We start from the raw sequence: 15411 nt of genomic DNA, 5'->3' as shown, positions 1-15411 counted from the left end.
CCCGGCGGCCGGGCCCCGGGCTCTGGGCGAGCGGGTGGGTTTGGTGGGCGGGTCTCGGCGCGCGCCCGGCCCCCCCCCCCCCCCCCCCCCCCACCCGCCCCCCCCCCCCCCCCCACGACTCGATTTGCCCCGTGATCATTCAACCCTGATGCCGCTCGACCCATACCGCATACTTGTCGATGAAGGTTTTAAGGAACGGCCGGGTTTTCTCCGACAGCGTGCCCGCTTCATCGAACAGGCTCGCTGCCCCACCGATATACGCCTCCGGCTGCTGCATGCACGGCACATCGAGGAACACCAGCGACTGACGCAGGTGGTGGTTGGCGCCAAAGCCCCCCACCGCACCTGGCGAGACACTGATCACTGCACCTGGCTTGCCGCTCCAGGCGCTCTTCCCGTAGGGCCTTGAGCCCACGTCGATAGCGTTTTTCAGCACGCCCGGCACCGAGCGGTTGTATTCCGGGGTCACGAACAGCACCGCGTCACTGTTGCGGATTTGCTCGCGGAAGGTCGTGTAGGCCGCCGGCGGATCAACATCGATGTCTTCGTTGTACAGCGGCAAATTGCCGATCTCGATGATCGAAAGCTTGAGATTGGAAGGCGCGAGTTCCGCCAGCGCAAGGGCGACTTTGCGGTTGAAGGATTCCTTGCGCAAGCTGCCTACGACGACGGCTACCGAATACACCTGACTCATGGCAATTTCCTGACATGTGGTTCAAAGGAACTGTAGGTATAGATGATCCATTCGAGGCCCGAAGTTTTTTTCCGTGCGGACAAAACTTACCCGGCAAACCAGTGGTCTATGCCTGACAGATTTCTTTTCAGAGGTTGCACGGTAAATGACAGCAGTACTGGTCGGACAGTTTCATGCACGGGACGCAGAAGGCCGCATCTACCCCGTTCATGAGTTCCAGGAGGCCACCCTCGACGCCGACGGCAGTGCCGCATCCCCACCCATCACCACCTACAAGCTGCCCATCGGCGACCGGGTCAAGCACCTGGAGGGCGACCGCTTCGAACTCGCCCGCAACGGTGTCGAGCTCATCCGCATTCCTTGAGCTGCGCTACAGCTTGATGCAATCGACGGTGTAGACCCGCCCTTGCGCCCGCGTTTCGTGCTGCAGGCCATGGACGTCGGCGACGAAACCGGGAAAGCCGCTATCGAAGGCAGCGGCAAAGGCCAGGTAATCGATGATCGAGCGGGTCGCCTCGGTGAAACGCTCCCCCGGCATGATCAACGGAATGCCCGGCGGATAAGGCACCAGCATCACAGCGGCGATACGCCCGAGCAATTGATCGATCGGCACCGCCTCCACCTCCCCGCGCACCAGTTGGTCGTAGGCGTCGGCCGGCTTCATCACCACCTCGGGCAGGCGCGTGAACAGGCGCTTGAGCTGCTTGGCCGTGGCATTGCTGCGGTAACAGGCATGCAACTGGTCGCACAGGTCGCGCAATCCCACCCCCTGGTAACGCACAGGATCCAGGCGAGCCACGCAGGGCAGGCACTCCATCAGGTCGACATTGGCGTCATAGCTGCGCTTGAACTCCAGCAACTCGGTGAGCAAGGTGCTCCACTTGCCTTTGGTGATGCCCATGGAGAACAGCACCAGGAAGGTGTAGAGGCCGGTCTTCTCCACCACCAGCCCACGCTCCCAGAGAAACTTGCTGACCACCGCCGCAGGGATACCATGTTCGCTCAAGGCACCACCGGCATTGAGCCCGGGCATCACCAGGGTGACCTTGATCGGATCGAGCAGCACATAGTCGTCGGTAACGTCGCCAAAACCATGCCACTCGGCCTGCGGCTGCAACAGCCAGTCCCCGGTATTCACCTGCTGGGCACCTTCGACCCCCGGCGGTTGCCAGATGCTGAACCACCAGTCATCGGCGGCGATATGCCGGCGCAGGTTGGCCATGGCCCGGCGAAAGCCCAGGGCCTCGTCGAACATCTCCTGTAGCAAGGAGCGCCCGCCCGGCCCTTCCATCATCGCCGACGCCACATCCAGCGAAGCGAGGATGCTGTACTGCGGCGACGTGGAGATGTGCATCATGAACGCTTCGTTGAAGCGGTCGCGGTCCAGCTGCCGGGCGCCGCCATCCTGCACATGGATCATCGAGGCCTGGCTGAAGGCCGCCAGCAGCTTGTGGGTCGAATGGGTGCTGAAGACCAGTGGGCTGTCAGCGCTGCGTCGGGTGCCCATGGCGAATCGACCGGTAAAGAACTCGTGGAACGCCGCATAGGCATACCAGGCTTCGTCGAAATGCAGCACCTCGACACTGTTGCCCAGCTCCTTCTTGATCAGCTCGGCGTTGTAGCACAGGCCGTCGTAGGTGGAGTTGGTGACCACACACAGCTTCACCCGGGCCGCGCGCCCCTGGGTCAGCGGGTTGGCCTGGATCTTCGCCGCAATCGACGCGGGGCTGAACTCGCTGAGCGGAATCGGCCCGATAATACCCAGTTCATTGCGTTCGGGGCACAGGTACAAGGGAATCGCGCCGGTCATGATGATCGCATGCACCACCGATTTGTGGCAGTTGCGATCGACCAGCACCAGGTCGTCGCGCCCCACCATCGAATGCCAGACGATCTTGTTGGCGGTGGAAGTGCCATTGATGACGAAGAAGGTGTGATCGGCGCCGAAGTTCTTCGCCGCCCGCGCTTCGGCAGCGGCCAGGGGACCTGTGTGATCGAGCAGTGAACCGAGTTCCGGCACCGACACCGAGAGGTCCGAGCGCAGGGTGTTCTCGCCGAAGAACTGATGGAACGCCAGCCCTACCGGGCTCTTGCGATAGGCAACGCCACCGCCGTGCCCCGGCGTGTGCCAGGAGTAATTGGACTGTGCGGTGTGCTGCACCAGGGCCTTGAAGAACGGCGGCAACAGGCCGTCCAGGTAATTGTGCGCGGCCCGCGCCACCTGCCGGGCCAGGAACGGCACGGTATCTTCGAACAGGTAAAGGATGCCGCGCAGCTGGTTCAGCTCGCTCATGACATCGCCCGGCGCATTCTCCAGGGTCACCTGCTCACCCAGGGCAAAGATCGGCAGGTGCGGCGCGCGCAAGCGGGCCAGGCGGATCAGCTCGACCATGTTCTGCAGCAGGTGGGTGTTCTCGCCGGCGCCTTCGGCGGCGATCAGCATGCAGGCCAGGCCGTGATGGGTCGAGGCGACCAGGTGGCCTTCGGCCCAAGAGCTGGCCGGCAGGATGGTGAAACCGTCCTGGGCCAGTTCCTGGGCGATGCCGCGCACGCGCTCGCCGGCGACAGTATCGGCCTTGATGTCTCGATGAACGATCAGGACAGGGAACTTGAGGTCCTTGTACATGAGGGGGCGCCTGCTCCGAATGACGGGTCGGTCATTTCAGGGTAGAAGCCTGCTTGCCCCCTTGCGCGGCAAATCGCCTCAGTTGGCCTCGGACAGTTGCTGCCAGAGCGCCGGGCCACCGGCTGATTTGGCAATGGCTTCCAGGCGCGCCACATGGGCTTGGAGCTCTTGCTCGCTGGCCTGGATGATCCGTCCGGGCGTACGGCCCACCAGGCGACGGATCTCGCTGCCACGACTACCCTCGCTGTTTTCTTCGCCATCGGCCCCCTGCCCGGCCAGCGACAGGCTGGTCTGGCCACCGGTCATGCTCAGGTAGACGTCGGCCAGCAGCTCCGAGTCGAGCAATGCGCCGTGCAGGTCACGGCCGGAGTTGTCGACGCCGTAGCGTTTGCACAGGGCATCGAGGCTGTTGCGCTGGCCCGGGTGGCGGGCGCGAGCCAGCAACAGGGTGTCGAGGATGGTGCAGTGCCGGGAGATGTCGGCGCGATCGTGCTGGCCGAGCAAGGCGAATTCGTTGTTGATGAAGCCAACGTCGAACGCCGCGTTGTGGATGATCAGCTGGGCGCCCTGGATGAATTCGAAGAATTCTTCGGCGACCTCGGCGAATCGCGGCTTGTCGACCAGGAAGGCATCGGTGATGCCGTGGACGCCGATGGCGCCTTCATCACTCTCGCGATCGGGTTGCAGGTAGACATGAAAGTGCCGCCCGGTCAGGCGCCGGCCCATCAGTTCGACACAGCCGATCTCGATGATGCGGTGGCCGTCGGTGACCGGCATACCGGTTGTTTCGGTGTCCAGGACTACCGACCTGTTGTTGTGAAGCTCCACGCCGGTGGTCTCCTGTTGCGTACTGCATGACGGGTGAAAGCCGACCATTCTACCTCAGGGCGAAGGGCCGGGGTGAGGCTCAGCGTCCTCGCAGCTCTTCGACGCCGCGGTTGGCCAGCTGGTCGGCGCGCTCGTTGCCATGATGACCGACATGCCCGCGCACCCATTTCCAGGTCACCTTGTGGCGCCCTACCTGCTCATCGAGCAACTGCCACAGATCGGCGTTCTTCACCGGCTCCTTGGCGGCGGTCTTCCAGCCGCGTTTCTTCCAGTTGACCATCCACTCGGTGATGCCCTTCATCACGTACTGGGAGTCGGTCACCAGCAGCACCTCACACTCGCGCTTGAGCGCTTCCAGGCCCTTGATCGCGGCCATCAGCTCCATGCGGTTGTTGGTGGTGTTGTGCTCGCCGCCCCACAACTCCTTCTCGACGCCCTTGCACACCATCAGCACACCCCAGCCGCCCGGGCCGGGATTGCCCTTGCAGGCACCATCGGTGAAGATTTCGACGCTATCGCTCATTTACAGCCTTTTCGACAATAGAATACCCGCGCCCAGCAGGCCCGGATTCAGGGTTCGGAATGACGCCGGTTGACCTTGGCCATCGGCAGCGGCAGCAACTTGCCCATCGGCTCGCGCCGTTCCAGGCGCAGTGGCCGCAGGCCGACCACCATCTTGCGCGCCACCAGCAGGTAGACGCCACCACCGGCACTTTGCCAGCCACCGGCGATCCGCTCCCAGCCCGCCAGCCGCTGTTGCCAGGCGGGGGATGCGAGCGGCGGACGATAGCACCCGAAGCGGCGTTTCTCCAGCGCAAAGCCCAGCAGGTTGAGCCAGTCGCCGACCCGCGAAGGGGAAATGCAGCGCGCCTTGCGCAAGGCGTCGTGGGCGAAGACCCGCCGCACCCCCCAACTGCTCCAGGGGTTGATGCCGACGATCAGCAAATGACCGCCCGGGCGTACGCTGCTGGCTGCCTCGCGCAACAGGCCGTGGGGCGAAAGGCTGAAGTCCAGGCCATGCTGCAGCACCACCACGTCGGCAGCGTGCTCGCTCAGCGGCCAGGCCTGCTCTTCGCAGACGATCTCGACCCCTGGCAATGGTGCCCCCAGGCGCACGTTGCGCTGCACCCGCGGCGCTTTGGGCGGTGGCTCGGCGCAGGGCCCGTAATGCACCAGGTAGCCACCGAAGTAGCGCCCCAGTTCTTCTTCGAGCAATTGCTGCTCCTCATGCAGCATCAACTGCCCCAGGGGGCCGGCGAACCAGTCACGGGCCAGGCTGATCAGCTCCAGCCACTGCGGATCGGCCTGGGCGAAGGCTTGATCGGTCATTGCAGTCTCCCTTGAAGGTTCTCGACAGCGCGCATAGCTACTAAGATGCACCCATGTCCAACGTTTGGCGAATCGCACCATGATACAGATCGATGCCCTGCCCGCTTTCACCGATAACTACATCTGGTTGTTACAGGATTCTGCCAACCAGCGTTGTGCGGTGGTCGACCCGGGCGATGCGGCGCCGGTACTGGCCTGGCTCGCCGCGCATCCGGGCTGGCAACTGAGCGACATACTGGTCACCCACCACCATCACGACCATGTCGGTGGTGTCGAGCAGCTCAAGACAAACACCGGCGCGCGGGTCTGCGGCCCGGCGCACGAGCGCATCCCCGGCCGCGACCTGGCGCTGGACGACAACGATAGCGTGCGCGTTCTGGGCCTGGATTTCCAGATCATTGCAGTGCCTGGACACACCCTGGGGCACATTGCCTACTACTGCCCCAAGGCGCCCACGCCCCTGCTGTTCTGCGGCGACACCCTGTTCGCGGCAGGCTGCGGCCGCCTGTTCGAAGGCACGCCCGAGCAGATGCACCATTCCCTCGAGCGCCTGGCCGCCCTGCCCGCCCAGACCCTGGTGTACTGCACCCACGAATACACCCTGAGCAACCTGCGTTTTGCCAGGGCGGTGGAACCTGACAACGAACATGTTGCCCAACGCTTCGACGACGTTACCCGATTGCGGGCGCAAGATCACATCACGTTGCCATCAACCCTGGCGCTGGAAAAACTCACCAACCCCTTTTTGCGCACCGCAGAAACATCCGTTAAAGAAAAATTAGACGAACGGAACGGGCCGATAAACCCCACGTCCAGTGCTGTTTTTGCTGGGTTGCGGGCTTGGAAGGACAGGTTCTAAACAGCGCGTGCTAGGGCCGTAAAGTTCTCAAAGGTTGACCCCAGGGGGGCTGCTTTCTAGAATCGCCCGACATTTTTGTCCGGAACTTTGTCCCCGCCAATGTCGTCCAACAGCCGCAGAACCTTCAATTCCGTCGCCCTGACGCGCCTGGCCCAAGCCAGTGCGCTGGCCCTGGCCGCCACCCTGGTGGGCTGCCAGAGCACCCGTCAGCTCGACGAATCCGAGAGCGTTCGCGCGCACAACTACCAGGCGCGGATGAAGCAAAAGCCGGTGATCGTTCCGGTCAAGCAAGCCGAGCAGGCGCCCCAGGACGTCTGGGAGCGCATGCGCCAGGGCTTCGCCCTGCAGGACAACATGGCGGTCAACCCGCGCATCGAACAGCAACGCCTGTGGTTCGCCAGCAACCCCTCGTTCCTGGAAACCGCCGGCGACCGTGGCAGCCTGTACATCCACTACATCGTCGAGCGTCTCGAAGAGCGCAACATGCCGCTGGAGCTGGCCCTGCTGCCGGCAATCGAAAGCGCCTACAACCCCATGGCCTACTCCCGGGCCCATGCCGTGGGCCTGTGGCAGTTCATTCCGTCCACCGGTCGCCACTTCAACCTGCGCCAGACCCGGTTCTACGATGGCCGTCGCGATATCACCGCCTCGACCAACGCCGCACTGAACTACCTGACCCGCCTGCACGACATGTTCAACGGCGACTGGCTGCTGGCCCTGGCGGCTTACAACGCCGGCGAAGGCACCGTCAGCCGGGCCATCGAGCGCAACGAGCGGCTCGGCCTGCCGACCGACTACTGGAACCTGCCGCTGCCCCAGGAAACCCGCGACTACGTGCCCAAGCTGCTGGCGCTGTCGCAGGTGGTGATGACGCCCCAGGCCTATGGTGTGAACCTCAACCCGATCGCCAACGAACCCTACTTCGAGGCCGTGGCCATCAACGACCGACTGGACCTGTCCCGGGTCGCGGAACTGGCCGAGATCGACGAAGACGAGCTGTTCCAGCTCAACCCGGCGTTCAAGAAGCGCATGACCGTCGATGGCCCCAAGCAACTGCTGGTGCCTACCGCCAAGGCGCAGCTGCTGACCGACAGCCTGTCGAACATGAAACCTGAAGAACTGCTCTCGCTGCAGCCGAAAAAGGCCGTGTTCGAGGCAGCCCTGGCCGAAGCCGCACCACGAACCACGACCGCCACCCGCAACAGCCGCTACCGAGTCAAGCGCGGTGACAGCCTGGCCAGCATCGCCAGGGCCAACAAGGTCAGCGTCAAGGACCTGCAGCGCTGGAACAAGCTCTCCGGCCACGGCCTCAAGGCCGGCCAGACCCTGGTCATGCAGAGCACCCAGCCCGTCGCGGGCAAGAACGAGAAGAAATCCACCCAGTACCGGGTCAAGAAAGGCGACTCCCTGTACCTGGTGGCCAAGCGTTTCAACGTCGAAATGCAGCACCTCAAGCGCTGGAATCCACGCAGTGGCCACGCCCTCAAGCCAGGCCAGACCCTGACCGTCTACCTGCCGCACTGAGCACCAGGCTCCGGCCATTGACCGGAGCCCGCCTCCCCCTCCAGACGACCTCTTTTTCCAGCCGATACAAGCTGTTACTGTAGCTGGAACAAAGCCCAAGCCGTCTGGATCGGATCGCCGACTTGATACGTCCCCTCCTGTTGCTGTCATTCAGCCTGGCCTTGAGCTTTCCCGCGGGCGCCACAATCAGCGAAAGCCACGGTTACGCCCAGTTCGGCACGCTCAAGTACCCAGCCAAATTCACCCACTTCGACTGGGTCAATCCGCAAGCGCCCAAGGGCGGCACCTTGCGTGCCATGGCTTTCGGCACGTTCGATACGCTCAACCCCTATACCTTCAAGGGCTCAAGCCCGGTCACCACCCCCAACTTCGTGCAGTACGGGGTGAACGAGCTCAATGAGACCCTGATGGTCGGTACCGGTCAGTACGACCCGTCGGGGGACGAACCGACCTCCAGCTATGGCCTGATCGCCGGCTCCGTGGAATACAGCGAGGACCGCAGCTGGGTGGTGTTCAACCTGCGGCCCGAAGCACGCTTCCATGACGGCCATCCGATCACGGCCAGCGACGTCGCGTTCTCCTATCGGACCCTGCTCAAGGAAGGCCATCCGATCTACCGCACCAACCTGCAGGAAGTGAAACGGGTCGACATCCTCAACCCGCGGCGCATCCGCTTCGTGTTCAAACGCGCCGGCAATCCGTTGCTGATCCTGCGCCTGGGCGAAATGCCGGTGCTGCCGGCGCATTACTGGAAAGACCGCGACTTCAAGGCCACCACCTTCGAGCCGCCCCTGGGCAGCGGCCCCTACCGCATCACCCAGGTACGACCTGGGCGCAGCCTGGTGTTCGAGCGGGTCAAGGACTACTGGGGCAAGGACCTGGCGGTCAACCGTGGCAAGTACAACTTCGACCGCGTCGAATTCGAGTTCTACCGCGACAGTGCCGTGGCCTTCGAAGCCTTCAAGGCTGGCGAGTTCGATATCTACATCGAGCACCAGGCCAAGAACTGGGCCACTGGCTACAACTTTCCGGCCGTGCGCCGTGGCCAGGTGATCAAGGTGCAGATTCCACACAAGATCCCGACCCAGACCCAGGGCCTGTTCATGAACAGCCGCCGGGCGGCCTTCAAGGATGCGCTGGTACGCCAGGCCCTGGGCCTGATGCTGGACTTCGAGTGGACCAACCGCGCCCTGTTCAGCAGCGCCTACCGCCGCGCCAGCAGCTACTACCCCAACAGCGAGTTCGCCGCCAGTGGCCTGCCGGTGGGCAAGGAATGGCTGTTGCTCGCCCCCTACCGCGACCAGTTGCCCGCGGCCCTGTTCACCGAACCCTACAAGGTCAGCCACACCGACGGGCGCGGGATCAAGCGCCAGACCCTGCGCCAGGCCCTCGACCTGCTGGCCCAGGCCGGCTGGAAGCTCAATGGCCAGCGTCTGCTCGACAGCCATGGCAAGCCTTTGAAGCTGGAGCTGTTGCTGGTCAATCCGAACCTCGAGCGGATCCTGCAACCCTATGTCGAAAATCTGGCCAGCATCGGTATCGATGCTCGCTTGCGCACCGTGGACCGGGCCCAGTACAAACAACGCCTGGACCAGTTCGACTTCGACATGATTCTGATGACCCTGAACCAGACGCTCAGCCCCGGTCTTGAACAATGGCTGTACTTTCACTCAAGCCAGGCCTCGACCAAAGGCAGCAAGAACTATGCTGGCGTGAAAGACCCGGTGGTCGATCACCTGCTCGACACCCTGCTTGCAGCCCAGAGCCGCGAAGAACAAGTGGCAGCGGCGCGCGCCCTGGACCGGGTGTTGTTGTGGCAGTACTACATGATTCCCAACTGGTACCTGGACAATCACCGCCTGGCCTACCGCAACCGGTTCGCCTTCATCACCACGCCGCCCTACACACTGGGGCTGAACAGTTGGTGGATAAAGCCTTCGGAGAACGCCCAATGATGTCATTGCCCAGCCTGCGCCTGAAGGCCTGCCTCCTGCTGCTGGCCTGTTTGAGTACCCAGGCACTGGCCGCCCCGCAGCATGCCGTGACCCTGTATGACGAACCGCCGAAGTACCCGTCCGACTTCAAGCACTTCGATTACGTCAACCCCGACGCCCCCAAGGGCGGCACCTTCCGCCAGGCCGGCTTCGGCGGCTTCGACAGCCTCAACCCGTTCATCAACAAGGGTGTGTCGGCCGACGACATCACCCTGATCTACGACACCCTGATGACCCAGAGCCTGGACGAGCCGTTCACCGAGTACGGCCTGGTGGCGGGCAAGATCGAAAAGGCCCCGGACAACAGTTGGGTGCGCTTCTACCTGCGCCCTGAAGCACGCTTCCATGATGGCCACCCGATCCACGCCGAAGACGTGGTGTTCACCTTCAATACCCTGATCAAAAGCGGCGCCCCGCTGTTTCGCGGCTACTACGCCGACGTTGCCGAAGTGATCGCCGAAGACCCGCTGCGGGTGCTGTTCAAGTTCAAGCACAACAACAACCGCGAATTGCCGCTGATCCTCGGCCAGTTGCCGGTGTTGCCCAAGCACTGGTGGGAAACCCGCGACTTCACCAAGGGCAACCTGGAGATCCCGCTGGGCAGCGGCCCGTACAAGGTCGCCGAGGTCAAGGCCGGGCGCTCGATCCGCTACGAGCGGGTCAAGGACTACTGGGGCAAGGACCTGGCGGTCAACCGTGGGCTCTACAACTTCGACGTGATGACCACCGACTACTACCGCGACAGTTCGGTCACCCTGGAAGCGCTGAAGGCCGGTCAGTTCGACTATCGCCTGGAAACGGCAGCCAAGAGCTGGGCCACCGCCTACGACGTGCCGGCCGTGCGGCAGAAGCGCCTGATCCTTGAGGAGCTGCCCAACGGCAACCCGACCGGGATGCAGGGCTTCGTCTTCAACATCCGCCGCCCGCTGTTCCAGGACGTGCGCGTGCGCGAGGCACTGAGCCTGCTGCTGGATTTCGAATGGACCAACAAGCAACTGTTCAACGGTGCCTACACCCGCACCGGCAGCTACTTCGAAAACTCGGAAATGGCTGCCCGGGGGCTGCCGGACGAAGCCGAGCTGAAGATCCTCGAACCGTTGCGTGGCAAGATACCCGAGCAGGTCTTCACCCAGGCCTTCGCCAACCCGGTCACCGACGGCAGCGGCATGATCCGCGAACAGCAGCGCAAAGCCTACAAGCTGTTACAGGAAGCCGGCTGGCGCATCGTCGACGACAAGATGGTCGACGCCCAGGGCAAACCGGTATCCATCGAGTTCCTCCTGGCCCAGACCGAGTTCGAGCGCGTCCTGCTGCCGTTCAAGCGTAACCTGGCCGACCTGGGCATCGACCTGGTGATTCGCCGGGTCGATGTTTCCCAGTACATCAACCGCCTGCGCTCGCGGGATTTCGACATGATGGTCGGCGGCTATCCCCAGTCCAACTCGCCCGGCAACGAGCAGCGCGAATTCTGGCAGAGCGCCGCGGCCGACAACCCCGGTAGCCGCAACTTCATCGGTCTCAAGGACCCGGCCATCGACGGCCTGGTCGAAGACCTGATCAATGCCAGCTCCAGACAGAGCCTGATCGAGCATTGCCGCGCCCTGGACCGTGTGCTGCAGTGGGGCTACTACGTCATCCCCAACTGGCACATCAAGACCTGGCGGGTGGCCTACTGGAACCACATCGGCCACCCGAAGGTGTCGCCCAAGTACGACATCGGCATCAATACCTGGTGGATCAAGCCGGATGTCGAACCGGCCGTGTCGCTTGAGCCTGACGCACCACCGGCAGAAGGGACGCACTAATGCTGGCCTATATCTTTCGCCGTTTGCTGCTGATCATCCCCACCCTGCTGGGTATCCTGATCATCAACTTCATCATCATCCAGGCCGCGCCCGGCGGCCCGGTGGAGCAGATGATCGCCAAGCTCGAAGGCTTCGAGGGCGCGACCAGCCGTATTGCCGGAGGGGGCGCCGAGGTTTCGGTGGCCGGCTCCAACTACCGCGGCGCCCAGGGCCTGGATCCGGCCCTGATCAAGGAAATCGAAAAGATGTACGGCTTCGACAAGTCGGCGCCGGAACGCTTGTGGATCATGATCAAGAACTACGCCCGGCTGGATTTTGGCGACAGCTTCTTTCGCGACGCCAAGGTCATCGACCTGATCATCGAGAAAATGCCGGTGTCGATCTCCCTGGGGCTGTGGAGCACCCTGATCATGTACCTGGTGTCGATCCCGCTGGGGATTGCCAAAGCCACCCGCCATGGCAGCCACTTCGACGTCTGGACCAGCTCGGCGATCATCATCGGCTATGCGATTCCGGCGTTCCTGTTCGCCATCCTGCTGATCGTGCTGTTTGCAGGCGGCAGCTACCTGGACTGGTTCCCGCTGCGCGGCCTGACCTCCAACAACTTCGACGAGCTCAGCACCACCGGCAAGATCCTCGACTACTTCTGGCACCTGGTCCTGCCGGTGACCGCCCTGGTGATCGGCAACTTCGCCACCATGACCCTGTTGACCAAGAACAGCTTCCTCGACGAAATCAACAAGCAATACGTGGTCACGGCCAAGGCCAAGGGCCTGAGCCCGAACCGGGTGCTCTATGGCCACGTGTTCCGCAATGCCATGCTGCTGGTGATCGCCGGCTTTCCCTCGGCCTTCATCGGTATCTTCTTCACCGGCTCCCTGTTGATCGAGGTGATCTTCTCCCTCGACGGCCTGGGCCTGATGAGTTTCGAAGCGGCCATCAACCGCGACTACCCGGTGGTCTTCGGCACCCTGTTCATCTTCACCCTGCTGGGGCTGGTGGTGAAGCTGATCGGCGACCTGACCTACACCCTGGTCGACCCACGCATCGACTTCGACAGCCGGGAGCACTGAGATGAACCTGTCCCCTCTCAACCGCCGGCGCTTCGAGCGCTTCAAGGCCAACCGCCGCGGCTGGTGGTCGCTGTGGCTGTTCCTGATCCTGTTCGGCCTGAGCCTGGGCGCCGAGCTGATTGCCAACGACAAGCCGCTGGCCGTGCGCTATGACAGCCAATGGTACTTCCCGGCGTTCAAGCGTTATCCGGAAACCACCTTCGGCGGCGAGTTTCCCCTGGAAGCCAACTACAAGAGCCCGTACATCCGCGAACTGCTGGCCGCCAAGGACAGCTGGGTGCTGTGGGCGCCGATCCCGTTCAGCTACCAGAGCATCAATTACGATCTCAAGGTGCCCGCGCCTGCGCCGCCCTCGACGCAAAACTGGCTGGGCACCGACGACCAGGGCCGTGACGTGCTGGCCCGGGTCATCTACGGCTTTCGCATTTCGGTGCTGTTCGCCCTGACCCTGACCGTGCTCAGTTCGATCATCGGCGTCATCGCCGGCGCCCTGCAGGGCTTCTACGGCGGCTGGGTGGACCTTGCCGGGCAGCGCTTCCTGGAGATCTGGTCGGGCCTGCCGGTGCTCTACCTGCTGATCATCCTGGCCAGTTTCGTGCAGCCCAACTTCTGGTGGTTGCTGGGGATCATGCTGCTGTTCTCCTGGATGAGCCTGGTGGACGTGGTACGCGCCGAGTTCCTGCGCGGGCGCAACCTCGAGTATGTGAGGGCGGCACGAGCCCTGGGCATGCAGGACGGACCGATCATGTTCCGGCATATCCTGCCCAACGCGATGATTTCGACCATGACCTTCATGCCGTTCATTCTCACCGGCGCCATCGGCACCCTGACTGCCCTGGACTTCCTCGGTTTCGGCCTGCCGCCGGGCGCGCCGTCCCTGGGCGAGTTGGTGGCGCAGGGCAAATCCAACCTGCAGGCCCCCTGGCTCGGCATGAGCGCCTTTGCCGTGCTGGCGCTGATGCTCAGCCTGCTGGTGTTCATCGGCGAATCCGCCCGCGATGCCTTCGACCCGAGGAAATGACATGAGCAACGAAACCTTGATCGAAGTGCGCGACCTGGCCGTGGAGTTCGTCACCGGCGAGCAGACCCAGCGCGTGGTCGAAGGCATCAGCTTCGACATCCGCCGTGGCGAGACCCTGGCCCTGGTGGGCGAATCCGGTTCGGGTAAATCGGTCACCGCCCACTCGATCCTGCGCCTGCTGCCCTACCCCCTGGCCCGCCACCCATCCGGCAGCATCCGCTATGAAGGGCGCGACCTGCTGACCCAGGATGAAAAGCAGATGCGCCAGATCCGCGGCAACCGCATCGCGATGATCTTCCAGGAGCCGATGACTTCGCTCAATCCGCTGCACAGCATCGAGAAGCAGATCAACGAGATCCTCCTGCTGCACAAGGGCCTGCGCGGCAAGGCGGCCACAGAGCGCACCCTGGAGCTGCTGGAGCTGGTCGGCATACCCGAGCCACAAAAACGCCTCAAGGCGCTGCCACACGAGCTCTCAGGCGGCCAGCGCCAGCGGGTGATGATCGCCATGGCCCTGGCCAACGAACCCGAGCTGCTGATCGCCGACGAGCCGACCACGGCCCTGGACGTCACCGTGCAGCTGAAGATCCTCGAGCTGCTCAAATCGCTGCAGGCGCGCCTGGGCATGGCCTTGCTGCTGATCAGCCACGACCTCAACCTGGTCAGGCGCATCGCCCATCGCGTCTGCGTGATGCAGCGCGGCTGCATCGTCGAGCAGGCCGAGTGCACCACCTTGTTCCAGCACCCCACCCACCCCTACACGCAGATGCTGCTCGGCGCCGAGCCCAGCGGCGGCCCGGCCGCCAACCCGGCGGGCAAGCCGATGCTGGAGGTTGAGGACCTGCGGGTATGGTTCCCGATCAAGAAGGGCCTGTTGCGGCGCACCGTCGATCACGTCAAGGCGGTGGACGGCATCAACTTCAGCCTGCCCCAGGGCCAGACCCTGGGCATCGTCGGCGAAAGCGGTTCGGGCAAGTCCACCCTGGGCCTGGCCATCCTGCGCCTGCTCGGCAGCCAGGGCGCCATCCGCTTCCAGGGCACGGCCCTCGACGGCCTGAACCAGCAGCAAGTGCGGCCACTGCGCCGGCAGATGCAGGTGGTGTTCCAGGACCCGTTCGGCAGCCTGAGCCCGCGCATGTGCGTCAGCGACATCGTCGGCGAGGGGCTGCGCATTCACCGCATCGGCACCCCGGCAGAACAGGAGCAGGCCATTATCGCCGCCCTGCATGAGGTAGGCCTGGACCCGCAGGCGCGCCACCGCTATCCCCATGAGTTTTCCGGCGGCCAGCGCCAGCGCATCGCCATTGCCCGGGCCCTGGTGCTCAAGCCTGCCTTGATCCTGCTGGACGAACCGACCTCGGCCCTGGACCGTACCGTGCAGCGCCAGGTGGTCGAATTGCTGCGCTCACTGCAGAGCAAGTACAACCTGACCTACCTGTTCATCAGCCATGACCTGGCGGTGGTCAAGGCGCTGAGCCATCAGTTGATGGTGGTCAAGCAGGGCAAGGTGGTGGAGCAAGGCCGGGCCGAGGATATTTTCGCCGCACCGCAGCACACCTACACCCGACAACTGCTGGAGGCCGCCTTCCTGGCACCGGTGGGAGCGGGCTTGCCCCGCGATGCGATATAACTGACTCACTGCAATCGCGGGGCAAGTC

Annotated in this window: 13 protein-coding genes; 8 read left to right on the top strand and 5 right to left on the bottom strand. The window is 63.5% G+C overall.

All coding sequences use genetic code 11. From position 1 onward, the window contains the following. Positions 1-139 precede the first annotated feature (139 nt). The gene (locus ACIQUS_RS21610) at positions 140-694 is read right to left on the bottom strand and encodes an NADPH-dependent FMN reductase (RefSeq protein ID WP_403051191.1); all 555 of its coding nucleotides are present in this window, start codon (positions 692-694) and stop codon (positions 140-142) included. A gap of 145 nt (positions 695-839) precedes the next feature. Between ACIQUS_RS21610 and ACIQUS_RS21605 the strand changes: the two genes are divergently transcribed. Then, positions 840-1058 (top strand): hypothetical protein, encoded by a 219-nt coding sequence (locus ACIQUS_RS21605; protein WP_403051188.1) that lies wholly within the window; start codon positions 840-842, stop codon positions 1056-1058. Between the two features lie 6 nt (positions 1059-1064). Here ACIQUS_RS21605 and ACIQUS_RS21600 read toward each other — a convergent pair whose 3' ends face one another. The 4 genes from ACIQUS_RS21600 to ACIQUS_RS21585 form a co-directional block, all read right to left on the bottom strand. Next, a complete protein-coding gene (locus ACIQUS_RS21600; protein WP_403051185.1) occupies positions 1065-3320 on the bottom strand; it encodes an Orn/Lys/Arg decarboxylase N-terminal domain-containing protein in 2256 nt (751 codons plus the stop codon). 78 nt (positions 3321-3398) lie between these two features. Beyond that, positions 3399-4196 (bottom strand): DNA polymerase III subunit epsilon, encoded by a 798-nt coding sequence (dnaQ, locus tag ACIQUS_RS21595; RefSeq protein ID WP_403051182.1) that lies wholly within the window; start codon positions 4194-4196, stop codon positions 3399-3401. Positions 4197-4227: 31 nt separating this feature from the next. Continuing rightward, positions 4228-4671 (bottom strand): ribonuclease HI, encoded by a 444-nt coding sequence (gene rnhA / locus ACIQUS_RS21590; RefSeq protein ID WP_403051179.1) that lies wholly within the window; start codon positions 4669-4671, stop codon positions 4228-4230. 47 nt (positions 4672-4718) lie between these two features. Next, positions 4719-5477: a methyltransferase domain-containing protein gene (locus ACIQUS_RS21585; protein WP_403051176.1), complete on the bottom strand. Its 759-nt coding sequence runs from the start codon at positions 5475-5477 to the stop codon at positions 4719-4721. Positions 5478-5556: 79 nt separating this feature from the next. Here ACIQUS_RS21585 and gloB point away from each other — a divergent pair, with 79 nt between their 5' ends. The 7 genes from gloB (at position 5557) to ACIQUS_RS21550 (ending at position 15383) form a co-directional block, all read left to right on the top strand. After that, the gene (gene gloB / locus ACIQUS_RS21580; protein WP_403051173.1) at positions 5557-6336 is read left to right on the top strand and encodes a hydroxyacylglutathione hydrolase; all 780 of its coding nucleotides are present in this window, start codon (positions 5557-5559) and stop codon (positions 6334-6336) included. Between the two features lie 99 nt (positions 6337-6435). Further along, the gene (locus ACIQUS_RS21575; RefSeq protein ID WP_403051170.1) at positions 6436-7860 is read left to right on the top strand and encodes a transglycosylase SLT domain-containing protein; all 1425 of its coding nucleotides are present in this window, start codon (positions 6436-6438) and stop codon (positions 7858-7860) included. Between the two features lie 122 nt (positions 7861-7982). Beyond that, positions 7983-9815 (top strand): extracellular solute-binding protein, encoded by a 1833-nt coding sequence (locus tag ACIQUS_RS21570; RefSeq protein ID WP_403051167.1) that lies wholly within the window; start codon positions 7983-7985, stop codon positions 9813-9815. Beyond that, on the top strand, positions 9812-11659 hold the full coding sequence (locus ACIQUS_RS21565) for an extracellular solute-binding protein (RefSeq protein WP_403051164.1): 1848 nt from the start codon (positions 9812-9814) through the stop codon (positions 11657-11659). The genes ACIQUS_RS21570 and ACIQUS_RS21565 overlap by 4 nt, the downstream gene beginning before the upstream one ends. After that, a complete protein-coding gene (locus ACIQUS_RS21560) occupies positions 11659-12732 on the top strand; it encodes a microcin C ABC transporter permease YejB (protein ID WP_403051161.1) in 1074 nt (357 codons plus the stop codon). Before ACIQUS_RS21565 ends, ACIQUS_RS21560 begins: the two co-directional genes overlap by 1 nt. A gap of 1 nt (position 12733) precedes the next feature. After that, a complete protein-coding gene (locus ACIQUS_RS21555; RefSeq protein WP_403051158.1) occupies positions 12734-13753 on the top strand; it encodes an ABC transporter permease in 1020 nt (339 codons plus the stop codon). A 1-nt stretch (position 13754) separates the two neighbouring features. Beyond that, on the top strand, positions 13755-15383 hold the full coding sequence (locus ACIQUS_RS21550; RefSeq protein WP_403051155.1) for an ABC transporter ATP-binding protein: 1629 nt from the start codon (positions 13755-13757) through the stop codon (positions 15381-15383). Positions 15384-15411: the final 28 nt, after the last annotated feature.

This window comes from Pseudomonas sp. NPDC090755 (genome assembly GCF_044769005.1).
Taxonomy (GTDB): domain Bacteria; phylum Pseudomonadota; class Gammaproteobacteria; order Pseudomonadales; family Pseudomonadaceae; genus Aquipseudomonas.
This window is presented reverse-complemented; position numbering and strand designations above follow the sequence as displayed.

What these genes read in the sequence shown, in the direction of transcription:
- ACIQUS_RS21610 (WP_403051191.1), bottom strand. Translation starts at nt 694, where the DNA reads ATGAGTCAGGTGTATTCGGTAGCCGTCGTCGTAGGCAGCTTGCGCAAG.
- gloB (WP_403051173.1), top strand. Translation starts at nt 5,557, where the DNA reads ATGATACAGATCGATGCCCTGCCCGCTTTCACCGATAACTACATCTGG.
- ACIQUS_RS21585 (WP_403051176.1), bottom strand. Translation starts at nt 5,477, where the DNA reads ATGACCGATCAAGCCTTCGCCCAGGCCGATCCGCAGTGGCTGGAGCTG.
- ACIQUS_RS21600 (WP_403051185.1), bottom strand. Translation starts at nt 3,320, where the DNA reads ATGTACAAGGACCTCAAGTTCCCTGTCCTGATCGTTCATCGAGACATC.
- ACIQUS_RS21555 (WP_403051158.1), top strand. Translation starts at nt 12,734, where the DNA reads ATGAACCTGTCCCCTCTCAACCGCCGGCGCTTCGAGCGCTTCAAGGCC.
- ACIQUS_RS21605 (WP_403051188.1), top strand. Translation starts at nt 840, where the DNA reads ATGACAGCAGTACTGGTCGGACAGTTTCATGCACGGGACGCAGAAGGC.
- rnhA (WP_403051179.1), bottom strand. Translation starts at nt 4,671, where the DNA reads ATGAGCGATAGCGTCGAAATCTTCACCGATGGTGCCTGCAAGGGCAAT.
- dnaQ (WP_403051182.1), bottom strand. Translation starts at nt 4,196, where the DNA reads ATGGTCGGCTTTCACCCGTCATGCAGTACGCAACAGGAGACCACCGGC.
- ACIQUS_RS21565 (WP_403051164.1), top strand. Translation starts at nt 9,812, where the DNA reads ATGATGTCATTGCCCAGCCTGCGCCTGAAGGCCTGCCTCCTGCTGCTG.
- ACIQUS_RS21550 (WP_403051155.1), top strand. Translation starts at nt 13,755, where the DNA reads ATGAGCAACGAAACCTTGATCGAAGTGCGCGACCTGGCCGTGGAGTTC.
- ACIQUS_RS21560 (WP_403051161.1), top strand. Translation starts at nt 11,659, where the DNA reads ATGCTGGCCTATATCTTTCGCCGTTTGCTGCTGATCATCCCCACCCTG.
- ACIQUS_RS21575 (WP_403051170.1), top strand. Translation starts at nt 6,436, where the DNA reads ATGTCGTCCAACAGCCGCAGAACCTTCAATTCCGTCGCCCTGACGCGC.